General features: G+C 57.5%; 22 protein-coding genes. 16 read left to right on the top strand and 6 right to left on the bottom strand.

What is annotated here, in order from left to right; all coding sequences use genetic code 11:
• Positions 1-30 precede the first annotated feature (30 nt).
• From ACOZ42_RS12395 to ACOZ42_RS12355, 9 genes are all read left to right on the top strand, one after another.
• Positions 31-1,284, top strand: a complete 1,254-nt coding sequence (locus tag ACOZ42_RS12395) for an AAA family ATPase (RefSeq protein WP_235587657.1) — start codon at positions 31-33, stop codon at positions 1,282-1,284.
• A gap of 27 nt (positions 1,285-1,311) precedes the next feature.
• On the top strand, positions 1,312-2,646 hold the full coding sequence (locus tag ACOZ42_RS12390; protein WP_059318031.1) for a CpaF family protein: 1,335 nt from the start codon (positions 1,312-1,314) through the stop codon (positions 2,644-2,646).
• A complete protein-coding gene (locus ACOZ42_RS12385; RefSeq protein ID WP_003801132.1) occupies positions 2,647-3,570 on the top strand; it encodes a type II secretion system F family protein in 924 nt (307 codons plus the stop codon).
• Between the two features lie 9 nt (positions 3,571-3,579).
• Positions 3,580-4,560, top strand: a complete 981-nt coding sequence (locus ACOZ42_RS12380) for a type II secretion system F family protein (RefSeq protein WP_003801131.1) — start codon at positions 3,580-3,582, stop codon at positions 4,558-4,560.
• A gap of 5 nt (positions 4,561-4,565) precedes the next feature.
• Positions 4,566-5,561 carry a tetratricopeptide repeat protein gene (locus tag ACOZ42_RS12375; protein WP_059318062.1) on the top strand — a complete coding sequence of 332 codons (996 nt, stop codon included), beginning with the start codon at positions 4,566-4,568 and terminating at the stop codon, positions 5,559-5,561.
• Between the two features lie 25 nt (positions 5,562-5,586).
• The gene (locus ACOZ42_RS12370) at positions 5,587-6,084 is read left to right on the top strand and encodes a DUF3613 domain-containing protein (protein ID WP_219234988.1); all 498 of its coding nucleotides are present in this window, start codon (positions 5,587-5,589) and stop codon (positions 6,082-6,084) included.
• A 34-nt stretch (positions 6,085-6,118) separates the two neighbouring features.
• On the top strand, positions 6,119-8,191 hold the full coding sequence (locus tag ACOZ42_RS12365; protein WP_426345214.1) for a pilus assembly protein TadG-related protein: 2,073 nt from the start codon (positions 6,119-6,121) through the stop codon (positions 8,189-8,191).
• A gap of 20 nt (positions 8,192-8,211) precedes the next feature.
• Positions 8,212-9,615, top strand: coding sequence for a sigma 54-interacting transcriptional regulator (locus ACOZ42_RS12360; RefSeq protein WP_003801127.1), 1,404 nt, complete (start codon positions 8,212-8,214; stop codon positions 9,613-9,615).
• Positions 9,616-9,703: 88 nt separating this feature from the next.
• Positions 9,704-10,390 carry a DUF2968 domain-containing protein gene (locus ACOZ42_RS12355; protein WP_003801125.1) on the top strand — a complete coding sequence of 229 codons (687 nt, stop codon included), beginning with the start codon at positions 9,704-9,706 and terminating at the stop codon, positions 10,388-10,390.
• 124 nt (positions 10,391-10,514) lie between these two features.
• On the opposite strand, the gene ACOZ42_RS12350 is transcribed toward ACOZ42_RS12355, so the two are convergent.
• The 3 genes from ACOZ42_RS12350 to ACOZ42_RS12340 are packed head-to-tail and all read right to left on the bottom strand — an operon-like array spanning position 10,515 to position 13,156.
• Positions 10,515-11,687: a vWA domain-containing protein gene (locus tag ACOZ42_RS12350; protein ID WP_059318026.1), complete on the bottom strand. Its 1,173-nt coding sequence runs from the start codon at positions 11,685-11,687 to the stop codon at positions 10,515-10,517.
• Complete coding sequence (locus ACOZ42_RS12345; RefSeq protein WP_131070798.1) at positions 11,677-12,297, bottom strand: GNAT family N-acetyltransferase; 621 nt, start codon at positions 12,295-12,297, stop codon at positions 11,677-11,679. Before ACOZ42_RS12345 ends, ACOZ42_RS12350 begins: the two co-directional genes overlap by 11 nt.
• A gap of 1 nt (position 12,298) precedes the next feature.
• Positions 12,299-13,156, bottom strand: a complete 858-nt coding sequence (locus tag ACOZ42_RS12340) for an AAA family ATPase (RefSeq protein ID WP_003801120.1) — start codon at positions 13,154-13,156, stop codon at positions 12,299-12,301.
• Between the two features lie 232 nt (positions 13,157-13,388).
• On the opposite strand from ACOZ42_RS12340, the gene ACOZ42_RS12335 reads away from it, so the two are divergent.
• Positions 13,389-13,730, top strand: coding sequence for a c-type cytochrome (locus tag ACOZ42_RS12335; RefSeq protein WP_426345850.1), 342 nt, complete (start codon positions 13,389-13,391; stop codon positions 13,728-13,730).
• Between the two features lie 16 nt (positions 13,731-13,746).
• Entirely contained in the window at positions 13,747-14,115 is a 369-nt protein-coding gene (locus tag ACOZ42_RS12330) for a c-type cytochrome (RefSeq protein ID WP_003801116.1), read from the top strand.
• Between the two features lie 29 nt (positions 14,116-14,144).
• Here ACOZ42_RS12330 and ACOZ42_RS12325 read toward each other — a convergent pair whose 3' ends face one another.
• On the bottom strand, positions 14,145-14,573 hold the full coding sequence (locus ACOZ42_RS12325; RefSeq protein WP_426345213.1) for a DUF1841 family protein: 429 nt from the start codon (positions 14,571-14,573) through the stop codon (positions 14,145-14,147).
• A 266-nt stretch (positions 14,574-14,839) separates the two neighbouring features.
• Between ACOZ42_RS12325 and icd the strand changes: the two genes are divergently transcribed.
• The 3 genes from icd (at position 14,840) to ACOZ42_RS12310 (ending at position 18,979) form a co-directional block, all read left to right on the top strand.
• Positions 14,840-16,096, top strand: a complete 1,257-nt coding sequence (gene icd / locus ACOZ42_RS12320; protein WP_003801112.1) for an NADP-dependent isocitrate dehydrogenase — start codon at positions 14,840-14,842, stop codon at positions 16,094-16,096.
• Between the two features lie 309 nt (positions 16,097-16,405).
• Positions 16,406-17,641 carry an acyl-Coa dehydrogenase type 2 domain-containing protein gene (locus tag ACOZ42_RS12315; RefSeq protein ID WP_003801110.1) on the top strand — a complete coding sequence of 412 codons (1,236 nt, stop codon included), beginning with the start codon at positions 16,406-16,408 and terminating at the stop codon, positions 17,639-17,641.
• 3 nt (positions 17,642-17,644) lie between these two features.
• Positions 17,645-18,979: a carboxylesterase family protein gene (locus tag ACOZ42_RS12310; protein WP_426345212.1), complete on the top strand. Its 1,335-nt coding sequence runs from the start codon at positions 17,645-17,647 to the stop codon at positions 18,977-18,979.
• A gap of 14 nt (positions 18,980-18,993) precedes the next feature.
• Here the strand turns inward: ACOZ42_RS12310 and ACOZ42_RS12305 are convergent, their stop codons facing one another.
• Together ACOZ42_RS12305 and ACOZ42_RS12300 are read right to left on the bottom strand one after the other, a co-directional pair.
• On the bottom strand, positions 18,994-19,890 hold the full coding sequence (locus ACOZ42_RS12305; protein WP_426345211.1) for a PaaX family transcriptional regulator C-terminal domain-containing protein: 897 nt from the start codon (positions 19,888-19,890) through the stop codon (positions 18,994-18,996).
• A 150-nt stretch (positions 19,891-20,040) separates the two neighbouring features.
• Entirely contained in the window at positions 20,041-20,346 is a 306-nt protein-coding gene (locus ACOZ42_RS12300) for a Dabb family protein (RefSeq protein ID WP_003801105.1), read from the bottom strand.
• Between the two features lie 277 nt (positions 20,347-20,623).
• Between ACOZ42_RS12300 and ACOZ42_RS12295 the strand changes: the two genes are divergently transcribed.
• The gene (locus ACOZ42_RS12295) at positions 20,624-21,121 is read left to right on the top strand and encodes a flavin reductase family protein (protein WP_003801104.1); all 498 of its coding nucleotides are present in this window, start codon (positions 20,624-20,626) and stop codon (positions 21,119-21,121) included.
• A 59-nt stretch (positions 21,122-21,180) separates the two neighbouring features.
• Positions 21,181-22,512 (top strand): MFS transporter, encoded by a 1,332-nt coding sequence (locus ACOZ42_RS12290; protein WP_426345210.1) that lies wholly within the window; start codon positions 21,181-21,183, stop codon positions 22,510-22,512.
• Positions 22,513-22,573 lie beyond the last annotated feature (61 nt).

The raw sequence follows: 22,573 nt of genomic DNA, 5'->3' as shown, positions 1-22,573 counted from the left end.
GGTGACGTGCAACGATACCGGGAATATCTCTTGTGTACAGAGCACCCCGAGCTGGCCGTGATGATTAACGCGGCCGCCGCGGGGCTGCTGACGGTGCGGGCCATTGAACCCACGACCGAGAGTTTGCGCCGGGAGCTGGCCCAGCAGGCAGAGCCTTTGGTGTTTTTTGATTTCGTTCATGGGCAGCATGGGGACGAGAACGGGCAGGTGGTGGCGCTGGTGCGCAGCCTGGCCCGACTCGATGCCAGCGTGCAGCGTGTGGCAGTGGGCCGGGCGTCGGTTCCGCAAGGTCCGGTCAATGCCCTGCGAGCCGGAGCGAATGAATTTCTGGATCTGGATGCCAGGGAGGACCTGCATCATCAATTGCAGGTGTTGATAGAAAAGCTGGGCCAGACCCAGCACAGCCCTTTGTTGGACAAACCTTTTCGCAGCATTTTGCTGATGAGTGCCCGTATCGGCGTTGGCTGCAGTACGGCAGCCAGCAGTCTGGCCTGGTTGTTGCAGCAGGAAATGAACCGTTTGGGCAAAGAGATGCGGGGAGTGTCATCGGCCAAGCCCTTGCCTGTCGAGCTGGTGCCCTTGAGTGAACGTGTGGGTCTGCTGGATCTGGGGGCTCCGACGGGAGACTGTGCGCTCTACATGGGCTTGCGGTCGGATTTTGACTTTATTCAGGCTGCCGCGCAGCGTCATCGCATGGACGACACCATGCTGCACTCGGCGCTGGCCCAGCACAGCAGCGGATTGAACCTGCTGTCCTTGCCGGCTGATGTCAATACGCTCAATCAGATCAGCCTGGAGGACTCCCTGAGTCTGTGCAGTTACCTGCGCGAACGCATGGGATGTCTGGTCATTGATGCCGGTGGCTTTCCCAACCCGCGTTTTCTGGTGGAGCTGGAGTCATTGGTCGATGAGGTGTTGATTGTCACGGATCAGAGCATGGGTGCGCTGGTCTCGCTGGCCGAGTTCCTGGCGCTAAGGACCCAGTTTGATGCGCTGGCCAATGTGCGCCTGGTGGTCAATCAGTTCGATCCCGCCTATGGCTTTTCCGGTCAGGCGATTGCCGAGCGTTTTGATCTGGAGCTGGCTGCCGTGCTGCCGGACCGGCGTCTGGGGCATATGCGCAGCGCGGGCCTGGGCAAGATTTTAGTGCAGGTCGATGAGAGGGACCCGTATACCCGCGCGTTGCAGAATCTGGCATCGGGGTTGACGGGACGCAGGCAGGGGCTGTCGCAAAACAAGGTCAGTACGGTTTTGGGACGGTTGAAATTCAGGTTCGGGGGCTGAACAGGCCCAAGCATGGAAAAGTAAGGCATGAACAATACTTCATTGCTCGGTGGGCGTCCCGACCTGATTCAGGTCCGGGAACAGGCCCATGAACATTTGCTGGCTCGTATCGAGGAGTTGGGAGCCGAGTTTGGTCGCTGGACACGGCAGGCCATTCAGGATTTTGTTGGCATTGAACTGGCCAGCTTTGTTCGTTTGAAACGGGTGCCGGTCAACGAACAGGAGGTTCGGGAGATCGTCCAGGCCTTGACCCGCGAACTGGCAGGGCTGGGGCCGCTGGAGGACTTGCTGGAAGATCCTAGCGTTGAAGACATTCTGATCAACGGTCATGACAAGTTGTTCGTCTCGCGCGGTGGCGTTCTGCAGCGTGAACCCAGTGGCTTTACCGATGATCAGCATGTGCTGCGCATTGTGCGCCGTATTCTGGCCCCTTTGGGGCGCAGGCTGGATGAATCCGTGCCCATGGTCGATGCCCGTTTGCCCGATGGTGGTCGCCTTAATGTGGTGATTCATCCTTTGGCGGTCGATGGCCCCATGGTGTCTATCCGCAAGTTTCGCAAGGACCCGCTCAAACCAGAAGACTTGCTGCGACTGGGGGCGTTTGATGAGCCGGTGGACCGTCTGTTGCAGGCCGCCGTAGCCTCGCGCTGCAACATCCTGATTTCGGGTGGCACCAGCTCGGGCAAAACCTCCTTGTTAAATGCACTGGCGTTTTACATCCCCAAAACAGAACGGGTGGTGACGGTGGAAGATACCGCCGAGCTGGCCTTGAACCATCCCCATGTGGTGCGGCTGGAGGCGCGTCAGGCCGGGTATGACGGCAGTGGTGAAATCTCGATTCGTGAACTGTTGCGCAACAGCTTGCGTATGCGCCCGGATCGGGTCGTCGTGGGCGAGGTGCGAGGGGCCGAGGTAATCGATATGTTGCAGGCTATGAACACCGGCCACGAAGGCTCCATGGCAACAATCCATGCCAACTCGCCGCGCGAATGTGTCTACCGAGTCGAAATGCTGGCCGGTTTTGCCGGCTTTCAGGGCAGTGAGGACAGTTTGCGTCGGCAGATTGCCAGTGCGCTGGACTTCATCATTCAAATCGGTCGTTTGCCCAACGGTAAACGCCGGGTCTTGTCCATCACGGAAATCACCGGCATGGGCGATGGTGTCATCGCCATGCAAGAGCTGTATCGCCACGAGTCCTATGTGCTCGATGACGGCACCGAACAGGATCGCTGGGTCAGCCTGGGCATTCACCCACATACGCGCAAGCTGATGCAGTATCGCGATCAACTGGCCAATGAGCAGGTTCAGGCTCAGGAAAATGCGCCCAAGGAGGGTGGCGGATTCTGGGATTGGAGACGCTAAATGATGGCTTTGTATAGCGCCTTGGCGGCGGTCATCTTGATGCTGGTCGCTTTGTTGCTCTGGGCCAAAGGCGCTCAGCGCCAGCAGGCCCGGCGCTCGGCGCAAGTGCTGGAACAGCAGTTGGCATTGCGTCCTGCCGTTCAAAGCAGCGTACGGGCCCAGCCTGCCGCTCAGGATGCCTGGCTGGCTGCGCCCAAAGGCTGGCGCGAGTTCATGTTGCGCACAGGGATTCAGCCCTCGCGTCGTTTCTATCTGATCCTTCTGCTCGGGACACTGGTCCCGCCCGCGCTTCTTTTGGCTCTGGTCGGCCCGGTGGCTGGCCTGGCCATGCTGATTGCGACCGTTTTGGGCGCCTACACCTACCTCTGGTTTCGAAGTGACAAGCGTCACCGCAAGATCGTCTCCCAGATCCCGGATTTTCTGGACTTGATGGTGCGCCTGATCACCATCGGTAACAGCATGGGAGCGGCATTTCTGAATGCAGCCGACAACACGCCACAGCCTTTGGGTCAGGTGCTGCAAGATGCCAACTCCTTACATCGCTCCGGGCAGGATCTGGATGTGGCCTTGCGTACGGTCTCGCGTCAGCACGGCTTGCATGAGCTTTTTCTGGTGGCTGCAGTCATTAGTGTGGCGATGCGTTTTGGGGGGCGCAGTGATCAGACCATGGAACGGATGGCCGGCTTCATGCGTGACCGGGAAAACGCCCGCAGCGAACTGGTGGCCCTGTCGGCGGAAGTGCGGTTGTCGGCCTGGATACTGGCTTTATTGCCGATCCTGATCGGCGTCTACATCCTGATGTTCAATAACGAGCTTTTTCTGACCATGTGGAATGACCCGGTGGGGTTTCGCATGTTGTTGTTTGCAGCGGTCCTGCAGTGTGTGGGCTGTTATTGGCTGTATTGGATGGCGCGTAATGTCTAGGAGCAAGACATGATGGCCTTGGAAGCACAAACTGTTTTGGTCTGGGCCGCGGTGGCGTGTGCGTTGGCCGGCCTGATCCTGTTGGCTTTGTGGTTGCATCACTATTGGCAGCAGCGCCAGCAGGCTCTGCGCTTGAGCCAGGTGGTCGATGAGCGACTGAAAGGGGCACCACAGGGGGGGCATACGCCCAGTCAGTCTCGCCAGACGGTGGAACAAATCAAGATGCAGGCGGGCAGTCTGGGGGAGCGCTGGCTCAAAGGCCGCTTCGGCTCCAGTTTGCTGAGCGAGGAAGACCGCTTGTTGATCGCCAATGCGGGTTTCAGGCAGCTGGATGTGGCGCGTCAATATTTTGTCTTGAGTCGAGTGGGCTTGAGCGTCGTGTTGATCCTTGTATTCAGCTTGCTGCCGATGACCCGCCAACTCAATGACTTCGTGCCCTTTGTGTCGGTGTTCATCGGTTTTGCACTGGGTTGGATGCTGCCCAAATGGTGGTTGTTGCGCCGTGTGTCACAACGCCGCCAGCGTATCGCGACCGAGCTGCCCTTGTTTGTAGACCTGCTGCGTTTGCTGCAGGGAGTGGGCCTGTCGATGGACCAGACCTTGCATACCATTGAGCGCGAATTTCACGATGTGATCCCGGTTATGGGTTCAGAGCTGACCATCGCTGTCGAACAATATGCCCGCGGCCGTACCCGCGAGCAGTCATTGGAGCGGATTGCCAACGGCTTTACCAACGAGGATCTGGCCGTGATCTGCCGCTTGATTGTGCAGGTGGATCAGCATGGTGGCGCCATGCAGGAACCTTTGCACCGTTTTGGTGTGCGTTTGCGCGAGCAACGACGTCTGGAGCTGAAAGCCAAGGTAGGCAAATTAACCGTGAAGATGACAGGTGTCATGGTCCTGACCTTGCTGCCTGCTTTATTGATTATTACGGCAGGGTCAGGCTTTCTGGCTTTGTTCCGTGGCTTGAGCCAAGTGGCCGGAGGATGATTGTGATGAAGATATCGACTTGGATTCGTCCCGTGCTGCGCTGGGCTGCACTGGGCTTGAGCAGCACCTGGCTGGTGGCGTGCTCTACCACGGACTCTGCCTACGAACTGGTGCGTCAGCAACAGGAACAGGAGGCCTTTTTGCAGAGCAAGGAAATTGAGCACTGGGAAAAGCGCAAGCCTACCGACAGACAGATGGCCGTGCGCATGCTGCAAGAGACGCAGACGCAAGGGCGGTATTTTGCCTCGTTGGCTTATGCCGAGGCCATGGAAAAAGAGTATGGGGCCGACCCTGAGATCATGGTGTTGCGAGCGGAGGCCCAGCGTCAAACCGGCCAGCTTGAGCAAGCCGCGCACACCTTTAACGCGCTGCTCAACACACCGGTTGCCGCCAGGGCATATCAAGGTTTGGGGCTGATTGCCGGCTCACAACAGCACTTTGAACAGGCCGCCCATTTTCTCAAACAGGCTGCCGGGCGAGATCCGACCAATGCGATTTTGCAAAGTGACCTGGCTTACGCCTATCTGCGTTCCGGCCGACCTCAGGAAGCGCGCCTGGCCTTGGGCAAGGCGGCCGAGCTGGCTCCGGAGAACCCGAAGATTCTGAGCAATATGGCTTTGTATCTACTGGTCAGTCAGGAGACGCAACGCGCTGGTTTTGTTATGCAGCAAGCCGGTATGGATGCCGCGACCCAACAGGCGGTGGTTCAAATGGCCGAGCAAATCGGGCAGGAGCTCGAACAACTGCACGCGCGTCAGCAGCAGCAAAAACAGCAGGAGCAGTATCTGGCCGAGGCGACCCGGGATGAACAGGCTCGTGTCCAGGCGGTGGCATTGCGTCCGTCCGCCTCGATCAGGCCGGTTCAGGGGGGTAATCGCGCTGTGCCGTCACCGCCGCAGGCGGCATCGCGTGTAGTCCCGGCCGTGGTTTCTTCGTCCCAAGCGGGCCTGAACCGGCCCTTGCTCGAGAGCCTGGGCTCTGTGCCTTCTTCAATGAATTGATTGCCGTTTTTTCAAGGATATCGCAATGAATCGATCCCGAATTTTGGCCTGCTGCACTTTGTTGATGGCCACGGGCGCGTGGGCGCAGACACAAGCGCCGCTCACCGGCACCATGGGCTCTGGCACAAGGACTTATCCGCTCAATGCCCCTGCGGTCGCCGCCGGCAATCAGGGCGTTCACACGCCGGCAGTGCCTGCCGATGAGCCGCCCGCGGCCACGTCAGCGCCACGACAGCCTTACGAAACGTACCGTTTGACTGACAAGGAGGTGCATCCTTGGCCAGAAGTAGAAGGGTTGCCCGTGCATGTACAGAACGAACGTCGTCATATTCCACCGCGTCTGGAAGTGGGGCCGGATACTCGCAGCCTGCTCAGTATGCAGGCGGACCCTGAGCGTGAAGGTCAGGTGCTGCCTGTGCATGGAGCCGCCGCCAATCTGGCCTGGGAGCGCTATTTGAACAGCTTTAAGCATCCCATCCCTGAGTACATGACAGAGCGCATCAAAACCAACAGTGGCGATTAAGGCCTGCGAGGCCAGGGCGGGTCAGGAGAGCGAGATGAAATGGGGAAGAACGCGAACCCAGGGTGAACCGGCGCACAAGCAGCAAGGCTCAATTATTGTGCCCGCGGCCGCTGCACTGCTGGTCGGGGTGGTGCTGCTGGGGGCGGCCCATGTGGGACACAGTTTCTACGTGAAGCGCAGTCTGCAAAATGCCGCGGATCTGGCAGCCCTCGCGGGAGCACAGGCCCTGGGCTCCGGGGGTCAGGCTGGTTGCCAGCAGGGTGAGGGCATGGCCCGATTCAGCCTGCGTAGCCAGCCAGATTCACCGGCTGCCGCCTTGAAAGGGGACGGGGTCATCGTTCTGTGTGGGAAATGGAATAGCAGCCATAGCGAGCCGGCACAACGCTTTGTTCCCACCTTGCCGGCGGACGCGGTGCGAGTGAAGTTGAGCTATCAGCCGCCTTCCTTATTCCCTTTTTATACTTCTCCGGTGATTGAGGCTGTGGCCACGGCCAGGAACAGTGAGCCGGTGGCCACGTTTTCGGTGGGCAGTCGTCTGTTGTCCTTAAAACGCAACGGCTTGGTCTATAACCTGCTACGTGGCGTGGGCCTGCGTCCCGATCAGTTGACGGTGCTGGATTCGGCCGGACTGGTCAATGCCAAGATCACCCCGTCGGGACTGTTGAAGGCACTGGGCCTGCCGGCAACGGTGATTGCCGGTGTGGGTACGCCTGAGGAGCTGGCCCGCCTGGAGCGGCTGACTCTGGCTGATTTGCTCAGTGCCAGTCTGGATTTGCTGGATCAGCAAAAGACATTGGGCCTGGATGTGGGCGCTTTGCAGGATTACATCAGGCTGCTGCTTGGGGTGGGGCCGTTGGATTTGCCAGTCAAATTGCTGGGCGAGGGCGGCATCTTGGCCCTGATCAACGGGGTGGACCCCTTGTCAGCGTTGAATGTGAATCTGGATGTGCTGCAACTGGTCAATACCGGGCTGGTGGTGGCCAATGGACAGAATCTGATTGATTTGAATCTGACGGCCTTGCCCTCGAGCCTGACCAATATGTTCAATAACGCCCTGGACTTGCGGGTGCGGGTGGTGGAGCCGCCCAGCATTGCCATGGGTGGCGTAGGCACCAAGGCAAACTCGGCGGGAGTGCGGGTGTATGTGAATCTGGACAGCTCCAAGATTCCACTGGCGGGCCCGATCCTGAAAGTGCTGGGCACCGAAGTGAGTCTGCCTATTATTATCGAACTGTCCCAAGCAACCGGGGAACTGGTGAATGTCTGCCGCGCCCCGATTGCTGAAAATCAAGCCACGATCGCGGTCAGTTCCTCGCTGGTGAACGTGTGTCTGGGCAAGTTCCCGCATTCGGACTTTTTCTCTACCAGCAACAGTTGCAAGGATGACTCTTTCGGGCAGATTCAGCGTCATCGCGTCATTAATGTGCTCGGTATTTTGCCCTTGACCGCCAAAGTGACCCTGCCCTTGATTGATACCAAGAATCCCGTTCAGGTAACACTGACCGCGCCGCCGGGCGAACCCTCCGAAAAGACCGTGAACGCCACTCAACTGGATCTGTCCCGCAGCGTGCGTTTGCTCTCGGACGCGGTCTTGTCGGGCATTTTGGGCGATTTGCTCAACACGCCCTGGAGTGGCGCCTCTGGCAAGCGCCAGATGGCCGAGAGTCTGGTCGGGGATGGGGCGGGGCGCTCCGTGTCTGAGGTCGTCAACGAGATGAACTGGTCCAAGGAACGCATGGACCAACTGGCCCGGACCATGAGTCAGAACGGCTTGATTGGTGTACTGGGCGGGACCCTGGGTTTTGTCGATAATTTGCTCACCACGTTATTAGGGGCCCCCTTAAGTGATCTGGCCTGTGTGATTGGTGGAATCGGGGGCCAGACAGCCATGCGTGAGTGCCGTACCGGCGCCGTGGAACTGTTGGTTTTCAAGGATTCCAACTTGGTCGGCGCGGTATTGAGCCTGGTCGTTGCCTTGCTGGACCCAGTCTTGCAGGGCTTGAGCCTGTTGCTGGAGGAGTTGCTTAAACTGCTGGGCCTCAGTCTGGTCGAGGCCGATGTGAAACTTCATGATGTGCAGTGTGGTACTGCCTATCTGGTGCAATAAGGCGGGAGGCGAGCACGGCAATGAGTGTCAGCTTTATGGGTAATGAGCCTGTTTTGTATGTCTGGGAGGGGAGTTCTGACCTGGTGACCCGCGCTGAGCGCGCCATGGAGCCCAGCTCGGTCGCGGTCATGCGCGTGGAGCCGTCCCTGGTACTGGACGCCGAGCGCCATCCCACGCGCCATGCGGTCGCGCTGGTGTCGGTCAGTGTGATGGCGCAGGGCCGGTTCGAGCAGCATCAGTGGCTGGTGGAGCATGCGATTCCGGTTATCTGGGTGGCGTCGGAGGAGCGGGGCTACGACCCTCGCTTTTATCCCTCGGCGTATTCCTACACATTACCCTTGTCCTTCAGTCCAGCCGAGTTGCGTACGCTAGTGGCCAAACTGGCCGGACTGACTGCACAGCTCGAGCGGGAAGGGCGGGGTGGGCCACAGCCTTTGGTGGCCGTCTCGCCTGTGATGCGGGCCCTGATTGCCGAGGCGGATATGTACGCTGACAGCGGGGCCAGCGTGCTGATCCATGGGGAAACCGGGGTGGGAAAGGAGCGCATTGCCCAATTGCTGCATGAGCGCTCCTCGCGTGCCCAAGGCCCTTTTGTTCCCGTGAACTGCGGAGCGGTGCCAGAAGGCTTGTTCGAAGCGCATTTCTTCGGTCACGCAAAAGGGGCTTTCACCGGCGCAATCGGGGCTCACAAGGGCTATTTTGAACAAGCCGACCAGGGAACCTTGTTTCTGGATGAGATCGGAGATTTGCCCTTGCATCAGCAGGTCAAGCTGCTGCGTGTACTGGAGCAGCGTTCTGTGACGCGCCTCGGATCAACGCAAGTGATTCCGGTGGATTTCCGGATGGTGGCCGCCACCAACAAGAACCTGTTGGGACTGGTACAGCAGGGTCAGTTCCGTGCGGACCTGTATTACCGTCTGGCGGTGGTGGAACTATTGGTCCCGAACCTGGAGCAGCGGGGCCCGCAAGAAAAAATTGCTATTTTCTGTGCCCTGCTGGAGCAGGCTCTGGAGTGTGATGTCGAGGACATTCCCCAGTGGGTCCTGGATGCCGTAGGCAGCATGCGCTTTAACGGGAATGTGCGTGAGCTGGCCAATCTGGTGGAGCGCGTGGCGGTCATGAGCAAGCAGTTCGGAGCCTGGGAGTCCGTGCAGTTGCGGCAGGTGCTCGAACGCTTTAATGCGCCGGTCAGGACCCCGGCGACGGCCCTGCCCGAAGGCGCGACCATTCTGGAACGGCCCGAGCCGGCCATCAGCCTCAGTGCTCAGGAGCAGGAAGAACGCGCCCGCATTATCGCTGTGCTGGACACGCAGAACTGGCGGCGCCAGGACACGGCGGCTGTTTTAGGCATTTCCCGTAAAGTGTTGTGGGAAAAGATGCGCAAATTCAACATAAAGGCACAAGACGCGACATCGCGCGTTTAGAATACGGGGCTGATTCTGTGTATCAAGCTAAACACAAAAAATTGATTAACAAGGGATGGGTATGGTGAACCTTAGTCAGAAGACGGCTATGTTGCTGTCCGTGGGCGGACTTCTTTTATTGTCGGCGTGCAGCTCGGTGTCTTTGGTCCAGGAGCCGGAGCGTCCCGTGGTGGCGCAAACCCAAGAGCAGGAAGTCCAGGAAGTGGCCCCGGTCGCGGCAGCCGAGCCTGCCTCTGCGCCAGCAGCAGCACCAGCTTATCAGAACACCACCGTGGCCCAGTTGCAGCAGTTGATCCAGGCGCGTGGGGTACAGGAGCTGCGCACGGCCTACAACGGTCGCTTTGGAGCCAGTCTCTTGTTCTCGGCCGAAACCATGACCTACTACGTGGCTCTGTTCCAGCAGCGTGAGTTCTGGCGTGTCTTCAAGACCACGGACGAATCCCTGGCTGAACGCATGTACACCCAGTACCGTCAGGATACGGTTGATTTTGCTGCCGCCGATCTGGAACGCATCAAGCTGCAGGCAGAAGTGGCCAATGCAGAAAAGAAACTCAATGAAAGCGCAGACCAATTGACGGTTTTGCAAAACGATCTGGCTTTGCAGCGCCAGCAGGAAGCCTTGGCCATTGCCCAGCGTGAGGAGTCGCGCCGTGAGGCACAGGCCCTGGCCGAGCAGGAACGGGAGGCGCGTGAGCAGCTGCGTGAATTGCAGCGGCAGATCAAGGAACTGGAGCAGCAACGGGCAGGGATGTTGCAGCGGCAGAAAGGGCGCTGATCGCCCCATTTTAAAAATGTGAAGAAAAACCCGCTTGGTTTCATGGCTCTGCGGGTTTTTTACAGCTGATTGAAAAGACCCGAAACCCGGGTCTTTTTGTTTCCTGCTTGATAGAAGGCTGACGCTAGCGTGACAAGTACCGCATCGCCTCTTCCAGCCCTGCGCTGGTAACGGGGTACATGTGATCGGACATCAGGTTCTGGATGATGGCGATGGACTGGCGGTAAGGCCAGTAAGCCTTCGGCTCGGGGTTGAGCCAGACGATGCGGGGCCAGTGGTCGTTGAGCCTTTGCAGCCAGGCCGCGCCGGTCTCCTTGTTGTAGTGCTCGACCGAGCCGCCAGGCGCCATGATTTCATAGGGGCTCATGGTGGCATCGCCCACAATGATGATGCGCCAGTCCTCGTTGTACTTGCGCAGCAAATCCCAGGTATCCAGTCGTTCACTTTGCCGTCGTGAATTGTGTCGCCATACCGACTCATACACGCAGTTATGGAAGTAATACGCTTCCAGGTGCTTGAACTCCGAGCGGGCCGCCGAGAAGAGAGATTCCACCTGAGCGATGTGGTCATCCATGCTGCCGCCCACATCCAGCAACATCAGCACATTGACGCGGTTTTGCCGCTCCGCCTGCATGTGTAGATCCAGCATGCCCGCATTACGGGCGGTCTCGCGTATGGTGCTCTCCAGATCCAGTTCGGTGGCGGCACCTTGCCGTGCGAAGCGTCGCAGTCGACGCAAGGCCATCTTGAAGTTGCGAGTGCCCAGCTCCTGCTGGTCATCGTAATCCACGAATTCGCGTTTTTCCCAGACCTTGATGGCGGTGCGATTGCCGGCCGATGGGCCACCGATACGGATACCTTCGGGATGGTAGCCCCCGTGGCCAAAGGGCGAGGAGCCGCCGGTGCCAATCCACTTGCTGCCCCCCGCGTGACGTCCCTGCTGCTCTTTCAGACGTTCCTTGAACATCTCCAGCAGTTTGTCCAGGCCATGCTTTTCCAGAGCGGCTTTTTGCTCGGGGCTGAGATGACGCGTCAGTGTTTTGCGCAGCCAATCTTCCGGCAAGGTTTTGTCTTTGGCCAGCGCTTCCAGTTGTGGCTGGTAAAACTCGCCAAAGGCCAGATCAAAGCGATCGTACAGCGTTTCGTCTTTAATCAGCACCAACCTGGACAGATGATAGAAATCGTCCAGGGTGGGCGGCATGATGCCTTTGCACAGGGCGTCCAGCAGGGTCAGGTGCTCCTGGATCGAAACCGGTAGTCCGCGCTCGCGCAGGTGGTAGAAAAAATCAAGCAACATGGCTGTGCTGCCTTAGTTTGTCGAGCAAGTGGGCGCGTGTGTCGGGCCACTCGCCTGCCATCAGGCTGTAGAACATCGTGTCGCGGATGGTACCGTCGCGGCGGAGGGCATGGTGGCGAACCCGCCCATCAAAACGCGCTCCCAGGCGAGTGATGGCTTGTTGGGATTTGAGGTTCAGATGATCGGTACGCCAGCCCACGACGCCAGCCCCTAAGGTCTCGAAGGCGTGTTGCAGCAAGAGTAGCTTGGCCGCTGTATTGACATGGCTGCGCTGCGCGCTGCGTGCGTACCAGGTGTAGCCAATTTCCAGCCGGGCCACTGGCGCGACAATGTCATGGTAGCGAGTGGTGCCGACGGCGCGTGCCGTCGTCAGATCGCGTACCAGAAAGGGCAGCATATGGCCTTGCTCCAGACCGTCCAATGCCTTTTTGACATAGTCCTGGGCCTGGCCGGGGGCGGGCACGCTGGTTACCCGTACATTCCAGAGCTCGCCGTCGGCCGCGGCGGCTTCCAGCAGTTCCGCATGCGCCAGCTGCAAAGGCTCAAGTCGCACTCCCCATCCTTCCAGTGTCAGGGGGGCAAGCGGCTGGGAGAAAGCGCTCGCTTGCATATCAGCTCCTGCGCTGGCTGCGTTGGCTCATGGCGGCCAGGCGTTGCATCAAGGACAGATCCTGTTCGTTTTTCAACAGGGCTCCGGCCATCGGGGGCAGACCTTCGTCCAGTTCGTGCAGGGCCTCGGCAGGAATGTCGTTGGCCAGCAGCAGACGCAGCCAATCCAGAAACTCCGAGGTGGAGGGCTTTTTCTTCAGCCCCGGTACCTCGCGCAAGGCAAAAAAAGTATCCAAGGCGCTAGCCAGGATGTCGCTGCGCAGATTGGGGTAATGCACGGCCACAATCTGTTCCATGGTCTCGCGCTCGGGGAAACGGATGTAGTGAAAGAAACAGCGGCGCAGGAACGCGTCGGGCAGATCTTTTTCGTTATTGGACGTAATGATGATTAAAGGGCGATGGCGTGCCTTGACGGTCTGGCGAGTTTCGTAAACATGAAACTCCATGCGATCCAGCTCCTGCAGCAAATCGTTGGGGAACTCGATGTCGGCCTTGTCGATCTCGTCGATCAATACGACGGCCGGCTCTTCGGACTCAAAGGCTTGCCACAGTGTGCCCTGCACAATGTAGTTGCCAATATCGCGGACTTTTTCATCGCCCAGTTGCGAATCGCGCAGACGCGAGACCGCATCGTATTCATACAGGCCTTGATGTGCCTTGGTGGTGGACTTGATGTGCCACTGCAGTAGCGGGCGGCCCAAGGCGCGGGCCACTTCCAGGGCCAGCAGCGTCTTGCCGGTGCCAGGTTCACCTTTGATCAACAACGGACGCTGCAGTGTCAACGCGGCGTTGACGGCCAGCTTCAGATCATCGGTGGCAACGTATTGATCGGTGCCTTCAAAACGGGTCGTAGTAGTCATAAAGCGGCTCAAACTTGTACTTAAAATGTTGATCTGTCAAGAATAGAAACTCGGGTATAAATACTAGTATCAGTCATCCTTGGCAATTATCATACAATCGACTCAGTACTCGTCGGTCAGCATCACAGAGCCAGGTGTCGCGTTGTTTCACCTTTTGCTGCAATGGACGCAGAGCCTGACCCAGACCGTTTTCAACTCCACAACAAAGCGAATAGCGATGATGAAGTTGCAAATGAAGCGGTATGTCTCTTTCTTTCTTCTGGCCTCAAGCGCCTGTCTGCCCTGGGCAGCCAAGGCGCAGGATTCCGCGCCGATCAAGGCCGATCCCGAGGCGGCGCGCGACAAGATTTCCATGTGTATAGGCTGTCATGGCTTGCCCGGTTACAAGGCCAGCTTTCCCGAGGTCTATCACGTCCCCATGATTGCCGGGCAAGGAGCCGCGTACATCGAAGCAGCGCTTAAAGAGTACGCCAGTGGTGTCCGAACCTTCCCCACCATGCAGGCCATTGCCCAGAGTTTGTCAGAGCAGGATATGGCCGATATTGCCGCGTACTACGCGGCCATCAAACCTTAAGGACGGGGAGGTGGATATGAAAAAAGCAGTCGTGCTGGTGCTGGTGGGATTGATGGCCGGTGCGGGCGCTCAAGCCATGGCGGCCGACGATCTGGTTACGGCAGGTGGGCAAGCCTGGAAGAGACTCAATTGCGCATCCTGTCACGGAGAGGACGCGAAAACCCCCTTGAACCCTGAATACCCTGTGTTGGCCGGTCAGCATGCAGATTACCTGCGTCAGGCCTTGATGGCTTATCAGCGTGGACAAAAGGGGGCGCCGGCCAGCTCTAACATTCGCAAAAATGCCGTCATGGGCGCCATGGCCAACACCATGAGTCAGGCCGACATTGACAGCGTGTCAGTCTGGCTCTCGCGCCAGCCTGGTCCCTTGAGCACCCGCAAGTAAGCATTACCCGGCGCAAAGGCGTGGCGATGTTAATCGCGCGTGCTGTGGCGCAAGATGAGTTCGATGTAGCGTTCGTTGTTCAGCGGTGTGCCCAGCCGTTGTGCCTCCCAGATGACTTCGCCCAGCGCTTCCATGATGACATGGGCTGCGGCATGTGGGTCGTGCGTGGCCAATAGGCGCTGGTAGGCGTTTTTGATGCCGGGTGGCTGATCAATGGATAGCTGCTCATTAATGGCCAGATGCATGGACAGATGCAAGAAGGGGTTGCTGCGTCCTTGCTCGACCGAGTAGTCCTGGTTGAGGGCATCGGCGTTGCGCAAATCTTCGTGGTATTCGGGGTGCTGTTGCACCAGATCCACCGCCATGGTCTCCAGAGCCGTCAACAGATGACCGCTCTGGTGCTTATCCCAGGCTTCGATGAAAAATTGGCGAACCTGTTCGCGAGAGGGGTTGAACATGGTGGAATCAAGAAAAAAGGGTCAGGAAATCGGTACGGATGCTGCGTCAGTGGCGTCCAGTTGTGTAGGCGATAGGCCCATACAAGCGGCAAACGGGGCCGTGTAGAATTGATAAGTTGTCAAGAATGCAAGCATTTTTGGCAAGCTTTGAGTTTACAGGTGCCTGAATACGCGCGAATTAAGTTAAACTCTTATATAAGACTTCGGAAACGCGAAAGCGTTCCGTGTTTAGCTATCCCTAATATTGGAGCACAACTGGAGCATCCATGTCCTATCAGCATATCAAGATCCCCGCGTCGGGGCAGAAAATTACAGTTAACGCGGATTTTTCCCTGAATGTTCCCGATCAACCCATTATTCCTTACATCGAGGGTGATGGTACGGGTGTGGATATTTCGCCAGTCATGATCAAAGTGGTCGATGCTGCCGTTGCCAAAGCTTACGGTGGCAAGCGCAAGATCGAATGGATGGAAGTGTACGCCGGCGAGAAATCCACCAAGGTATACGGTTCCGACGTGTGGCTGCCAGAAGAAACCCTGGATGCCGTTAAAGACTACGTTGTTTCCATCAAAGGCCCTCTGACCACTCCCGTTGGCGGTGGCATCCGTTCCTTGAACGTGGCCCTGCGTCAACAACTGGACCTGTACGTCTGCCTGCGCCCTGTGCGCTACTTCAAGGGCGTTCCTTCGCCTGTGCGTGAGCCAGAAAAGACCGAAATGGTCATTTTCCGCGAAAACTCCGAAGACATTTACGCTGGTATCGAGTTTGCTGCCGAGTCCGAAAACGCCAAGAAGCTGATCGACTTCCTGCAAAACACCCTGGGCGTGAACAAGATTCGCTTCCCCAATACCTCCGGCATTGGTGTCAAGCCCGTGTCCCGCGAGGGTACCGAGCGCCTGGTGCGCAAGGCCATCCAGTACGCCATCGACAATGATCGCTCTTCCGTGACGATCGTTCACAAGGGCAACATCATGAAGTTCACCGAAGGTGGCTTCCGTGATTGGGCTTACGAACTGGCTCAAAAAGAATTCGGCGCCGAGCTGATCGACGGCGGCCCATGGTGCAAATTCAAGAATCCCAAGACCGGTCGTGAGATCATCGTCAAGGATTCGATTGCTGACGCCTTCTTGCAACAGATTCTGCTGCGCCCTGCCGAGTACGACGTTATCGCCACACTGAATCTGAACGGCGACTACATCTCCGACGCGTTGGCTGCACAAGTGGGTGGTATTGGTATCGCTCCTGGCGCCAACCTGTCCGACTCCGTAGCCATGTTCGAAGCTACCCACGGTACGGCTCCCAAGTACGCTGGCAAAGACTACGTGAACCCAGGTTCGCTGATCCTGTCTGCTGAAATGATGCTGCGTCACATGGGTTGGACAGAAGCTGCTGATCTGATCATCTCCAGCATGGAAAAATCCATCACCTCGCGCAAAGTTACGTATGACTTTGCCCGTCTGATGGAAGGTGCGACCCAAGTGTCCTGCTCCGGCTTCGGTGACGTGATGATCGAAAACATGTAATGAAAACAGGCTTTTAAGCCAGTTTTCTACATGACAAACCGCCGACCTTCGGGTCGGCGGTTTTTTTTTTTCGCCCCATGCTTTGGCAGGCTGTTCTGCGCCTTTTTTATTTCTGCTTTTGTGCTCAAACTATTTTTGATCGTTAGTTTTATGCAATTTAAACGGCGGATGAATTGTAATTTTTACTAGGTAAATACCCCTATAAACCCAATAAAACAAGGGGTTTTGTATATTTTTCTGGCAATTGATATTGCGATTATTTAACGATGGCTATAAATTTGAAATATCAAATAATTCTAAGGAGCGGTTATGGCTATCACAGGAGCACCATTGCTTGTCGAGCGTGAGCGGACGATCGTCACGCAGGCCCCGTCCCGTCAGGAGACAGAGGAGATTCTGGAACGTATCCACGACATCGGCCCGCTGCTACGCGAGTTGGCCCCTCAGGCTGACCGTAATCGCGTGTTGTCAGACGAGACGGTTCAAGCTTTGGAGTCCACCGGAGCCTGGCGTATTTCAGCCTTGAAGCGTTACGGTGGTTACGAGGGTGGGGCCGAGATGCTGTTACAGTGCGCCAGCGCGGTGGGCTATTACGATCCGGCGGCCGCCTGGTGTGTGGTGATTTCAAATGGTTCGGTGATGCTTGCCAATCGTTTCAGCGATGCCATGCTGGATGAAGTGTTTGCGGATGGCCCCATCCGCGCTGCGTCTATCTTTGCCCAGCCCCAAGGCACAGCAAGGCCCGACGGCGAAGGCTGGCGTATCACAGGCAAGTGGCCCTTCGCCTCGAACAGCAATCACTCGGACTGGGCGCTTGGGATTTTGTTCATTAAAGAAAGCGAGCAGGCCGAGCCCACCGTGGGCTTTGTGTTAATGCGTCGTGATGAGTTTGAAATTCAGGATACCTGGTACACCATCGGTATGCGCGGTTCGGGCTCCAACACGATGGTGGCTGAAAACCTGTGGGTGCCTAAAGAGCGACTGATTACCTTTCAGCAATTGATGGGGGATGTACAGGAGCAAGACCCTCTGGCCACATTTGGCCGTCGTTTGACCCCGCATTTGACCATGTCGACCTGCATTCAAGCGCCATCGTTAGGTGCGGCTCAGGCCGCGATGGATTTCACCAGCGGCGTCAGTGGCAAGCGTGGCATTACCTACACCCATTACACGAAACAGTCGGACTCAGGGGCGTTCGTTCAGAACCTGGGGGCAGCCAGTATTCAGATTGATAGCGCGCGTTTATTGTTGGAGCGCGCTGCAGCGCAGATTGATGCGGCTGCTTCTGGCATAGTGCCCATGCCCTTGGCGCTGCGTGCCCGCCACCGCGCCGGGATCGGTCATGCTGGGCATGAACTGGTGGATGCGGTGAATAATCTGTGCTGGTTGCATGGCACTGCCTCCTTTGCGGAAAACAGTCTGCTGGGCCGCATGTGGCGCGATATCAATACAGGCACTCGCCATGCTTCGATTACGGCACCGATGGGCTACGAGCTTCACGGCAACGGCATGACCGGTACGCCTTATATTTCCAACAAGCTTTAAGCCATGACGGCGACATTGCGGATCCATGACCCCTCGCGTCGTTGTCGTGCCGATGGCGTGAAAGTGCAGGCCTGGTATGGCCTGCGTTACGCCCAAGGCACGCGCCGTTTTGAAGCGGCGCAGGCGGCGATCGGGCGGATGGCAGCGACATCGCTGGATCAGGTGCCTGTCTTTCCGCAGCGCCCTAGCCGTCTTGCTGCGGTCATGGGCGCAGGCAGTGCCAATCCGCAATCTGAAGACGCATATTTTCTGAATGTGTGGGCACCTGCCCAAGCGCAAGGTCTGCCCGTGCTGTTCTTTATCCACGGCGGTGCCTGGATGAGTGGCGGCGCTTCTTTGGACTGGTATGACGGCACCCGTCTGGCAGCGCAGGGCATGGTGGTGGTCAATGTGAATTATCGCCTCGGTGCCTTGGGGCACTTGGGTGATGCACAAGCGGACGACTTGCCCTTGCCGGCAGCCGATTTGCGCTTGGCGCTCCAATGGGTGAAGGATCGCATCCACGCCTTTGGTGGCGATCCGGACAGGATCACCTTGATGGGGCAGTCGGCGGGTGGCTGGTACGCGCATTTGCTGAGCGTGCTGGAGTCCACACGAGGCTGGATTGATCGTGTGGCCTTGCTCAGCATGGGAACGCGCACGCCATGGTCGCCCGAGCAGCAAAGAAAAACCACGGAACGCGTGCGACAAAGCCTGGGTGATCAGTGGCTGACCGCGGATGTGGATATCGTGATGCAGCACGGCATGATGGCTTTGGACAAAGAACCACCACGTTTGGCTCATGCTCCGTCAGCATTCTTGCCTGTGATCAGTGCCGGGATGCCACCGGATTTATGGAATCCTGACTGGGCGGCGCACGCCTGCCATGCACAGGCGGTGTATCTGCGCTGTACTGCCCAAGAGTCCTCGGTGTTCTTTTTTGACGTGCCTTTTCATCGGCAGGCGACGCAAGAGCAGGTTGATCAGGCGTTGGGTGAATGGCCTGTGGGGGATTTGCCCGCCATTCTGTTACGAAATGGAATGTATCAGGGAGCGGGGTCGGGCCTGACGCCGTATCGACAAGTTGTTGCAGCCTCGTCATGGTTGCAATTTCAGCGTTTTCCCACGCACTATGCGGCCAGTTTGAAGGCAGCGGGGCATTCTGTGATTTGGAGTGACTTCACGGAACAAAGCCCGCTGGAGGCTGTGTTCAGCGGGCATTGTTTTGATTTGCCGTTCCAGTTTGGCAACTTCCAGGCCTGGCAGGATGCACCCATGATGCAGGGGGTGACGCTGGAGCGGTTTGAGCGTGTCGCCCAGGACTTGATGGGTGACATCGCTCGCTTTGCAGGGGCGTAACGAAAGGAGTGGACTTAGTCCGTCCCGCGGGCCTTCCAGTTTGGAATGGCCTGCTGCACGTGTTGCGAGCTCAAGGGGCTCAGCAGTCGATGCAAGTCACCAAACAGTTTGCGGGCCGAATTGCCTACCCAGTTGTCTGGCAACAGCTCGGGTGCCAGGCCGGGGTCCAGAAAGGGCAGTCGGCGCCAGCGGGTCACCATGGGCATATAGAGGCGGAAGGCTTCCAGAGGGTCGCCCGTGCCTTGGCGCAAAGCGGTTTGCCAGACTTCAACCTCGTGCTGATACGCGTTCAAAAAAGACTGGTACTCATTAGCCAGCTTGTCCCAATTCCACCAGCGGGAGATTTTTTCCTGAATATCGCTCAGGCCGCTAGGCTCACAGGTGAACAGCTCAATATAAGGCCACAGTTGGTGCTCGCGGATGTACTCCACGGCTTCGGCCTGCAAGCGAGCCGGGCCTATATACAAGCCAGCATTTACCGTGCCGAACCCCATCCGTGACAGGCCCGTTCGAATCTTGTGGCGATTCTGACGCTCACTTTCGGGAACGGAGAAAGAGACCAGGAGCCAAGGGTCGCGGATATTCATGGAGGGCGAGGAGAAAATCCGTTCGTCGCCCGCTTGCATGTGAGGCTCAAGCTCGGCGGCCAAGGCATAGCCTTTTCCTGAGGCGGCCGGCTGGCTGATCAGCACGCCTTTTTTCTTGAGTCGTGAGATGGCAGAGCGCACGCTGGAGGGCTCTGCGCCCAGATCGGACAGCAACTGAACGACGCTGGCCACGGGGATGGTGATGCCGGCGGGGCGGGCGAACAAACCATAAAGCGTCAGAATGTAATGATGCGGGGCAAGTTGTTCGTGTTCGCCATGGTCGCGGCTGGCGATGAACTCATCAATCGCGATGCTTGCTTTCATTCTGTTTTCCGGTGGTGGGGCGGATGGCTACCCATTTTTGATAGTAGGTTTGCAGCGAGCCATTTTACCGTGCGTACCCCAGCGGCGCTAGCGTTGTCGGATTGGGACTTGCAGGGGGGGGCTATGTACCTGAGCGGGCGCTCAGGCGTTTTAGGGCAAGCTTTCCTCCAGCACGCTATCGAGCACCACAATGTCCTGAATGTGCGGGGTGATGGCCTCCAGCATGGCCTGATGAGCGTCGCTTTCTCTATAAGCGTCCAGCGCTTCCTGGGAGCGGAATACCGATAGCAGAGCATGGCTGTAGCGTGCGGAGCTGCGTGACAGATTTGGCACCCACTCAAAGCGTTCTATCCCTGGGCACTCTTGCCGTATGCGGATAAAAGCGTGATCCAGTGTAGATGCCAGTTCGGGCTTAATGGGGGCGTGGGGCGCCATCAAAACGATATGCAGGTACATATTGTCCTTTGCAGAATAGCTTGTCTTGTTGCAAATAAATTATCGAGAAAGATAATACGCAATAAAATTTATATAAATTGTATAGGTCTATAGCTTTTAAAACGACGTTTTTTCATAGGGTTAATACCTAAAATCAATAAACAAACCCTGGTAAAAGCAAATTTGTTATTGCAAATAAATGACGATCGAAACAGAATTGAGTTCAAGTTGGTGAGCGCTAGAAACGCTCTTCACCTATTGGGTTCTGGTTCTTTAACGCCTGAGCAGGGTCATCGTCATGAAAGAAAGCATAAGTGGGTTGGGGGCCAGGGCGGTACGCGAAGCCTTCGGGCATTTTCCGTCGGGGGTTGCAGCCATTGCAGCCGTGCTCGATGGCAAGCCGCACGTCATTGTTGCGTCCAGCTTTTCCGTAGGGGTCTCGCTAGCCCCGCCTTTGGCTGCCTTTTTTGTGCAGAAAAGTTCCTCGACCTGGGCGCTGCTGTCTCGCGCCTCGCGTCTGGGGGTATCCATTTTGAGTGCTGAACATGCGGCTATTTGTCGTCAGCTGGCCGGGCCGGATAAGGACAGCCGCTTCAGCGATGTCGAGGTCGAGCTGACCGAGGAGGGGGCCGTCCATATAAAAGGGGCATCAGTCTGGTTTGACTGCAGTGTTTTTCAAGTGCATCCGGCTGGGGACCACGATGCCGTGCAATTGCTTATCCACGATGTGCAGATCGAGCGCGAAGTCTCGCCATTGATCTTCCATCGCTCTCGTTTCACGCAGTTGGTGGCCTAAGCCGCCGGATCAACAACAAAAAACAAGAAGCACAACTATCACAGTGAAGGGGACATCTCTTGGACGCACCTACATCATCTTTGCGCGAGCAGCCCATGACTGCCGCGCAGCGTCGACGCGTTATTTTGGGGGTTGGGGCGGGCAACGCCCTGGAGTGGTATGACTGGACGGCTTATTCGATTTTTGCCGCCTATTTTGCCAAGCAGTTTTTCCATAGCGAGGACCCGCTGGCCGCATTGCTGGGCACGCTGGCAGTATTTGCCGTTGGTTTTTTCATGCGTCCTGTGGGAGGCATCTTTTTTGGCTGGCTGGCCGACCGCAAGGGACGACGGTTCACCATGACCTTGTCCATGTTGATTACCGCGTTGGGCAGTCTGGTGATCGGCATTGCGCCCACCTATGACATGGTGGGGCCGATTGCCGCTTTGTTCTTGTTGATGGGGCGCTTGTTACAAGGGATTGGTCATGGTGGTGAGGTGGTTTCTTCCTTCACTTATGTCACGGAAATGGCGCCCGCTCATAAACGCGGGCTGTGGTCGTCCTCTGTTTTTGTGTTTGTCACAATTGGCGTGCTGGCCGCGGTCTTGCTCAGTGCCTGCCTGACCAGTCTGCTGGGGGAGGAGGTCGTTCGAGCCTGGGCATGGCGTGTTCCCTTTGTATTGGGGGGTGCCTTGGGAGTGTATGCGCTGTATCTGCGCAGAAAGCTCGATGAAACCCCCATGTTCAAAGCCCGTCAGGCTGCAGCACAAGCCTCGGGCAAAACGGCACGCCCTGGCGCGCGCGTGTTCTGGGCCGAGGTCTGGAAGTACCGCAGCGCCTGCTTGCGTGTATTCGCTTTGTCGGCAGGCGGCACCGTCTTGTATTACGTCTGGGCCATCATGGCGCCGACCTTTGCCATCACCTCCCTGGGCATGCCTGCTGCCAAGGTGATGTGGGTGGGCGTAGGAGCAAATATATTTTTGATCTTGTGCCTGATCTTCTGGGGGGCGTTCTCCGATCGTTTCGGTCGCAAGGTGAACTGGTATTTTTTTTCCATCGGTTCAATCATCAGCATCATTCCATTGACGATGGTGCTGACCGGCGGACAGGGCGAGATCTGGCGTCTGGTGGTATTCATGATGGGCGGCATGCTTCTGATCTCGGCGCCTACCGCCATCATGCCCGCTTTTTTTCCTGAGCAGTTCCCGACACGCATCCGTGCGGTCGCCATGGGGCTGCCGTATTCGGTTGCCGGTGCCTTGACGGGCGGGACTGCTCCCTATTTGCAAGCCTGGCTGCATTCGATCAATCAAAAGCAGGTTTTTGACTGGTATTTGATCGGCCTGTGTGTTCTGGCTTTGTGGGCCACGATTGCCTCGCCTGAAACCAGGGGCAAGGATTTGCACGACTGATGTGCAGAGGCGCCGCCCGGCTGAAAAAGCCGCGCAGCGCCTTTTTTGAATTTTCAAGGAG

The organism is Alcaligenes sp. HNGD-HTN06, assembly GCF_049932565.1.
Taxonomy (GTDB): domain Bacteria; phylum Pseudomonadota; class Gammaproteobacteria; order Burkholderiales; family Burkholderiaceae_B; genus Alcaligenes; species Alcaligenes ammonioxydans.
This window is presented reverse-complemented; position numbering and strand designations above follow the sequence as displayed.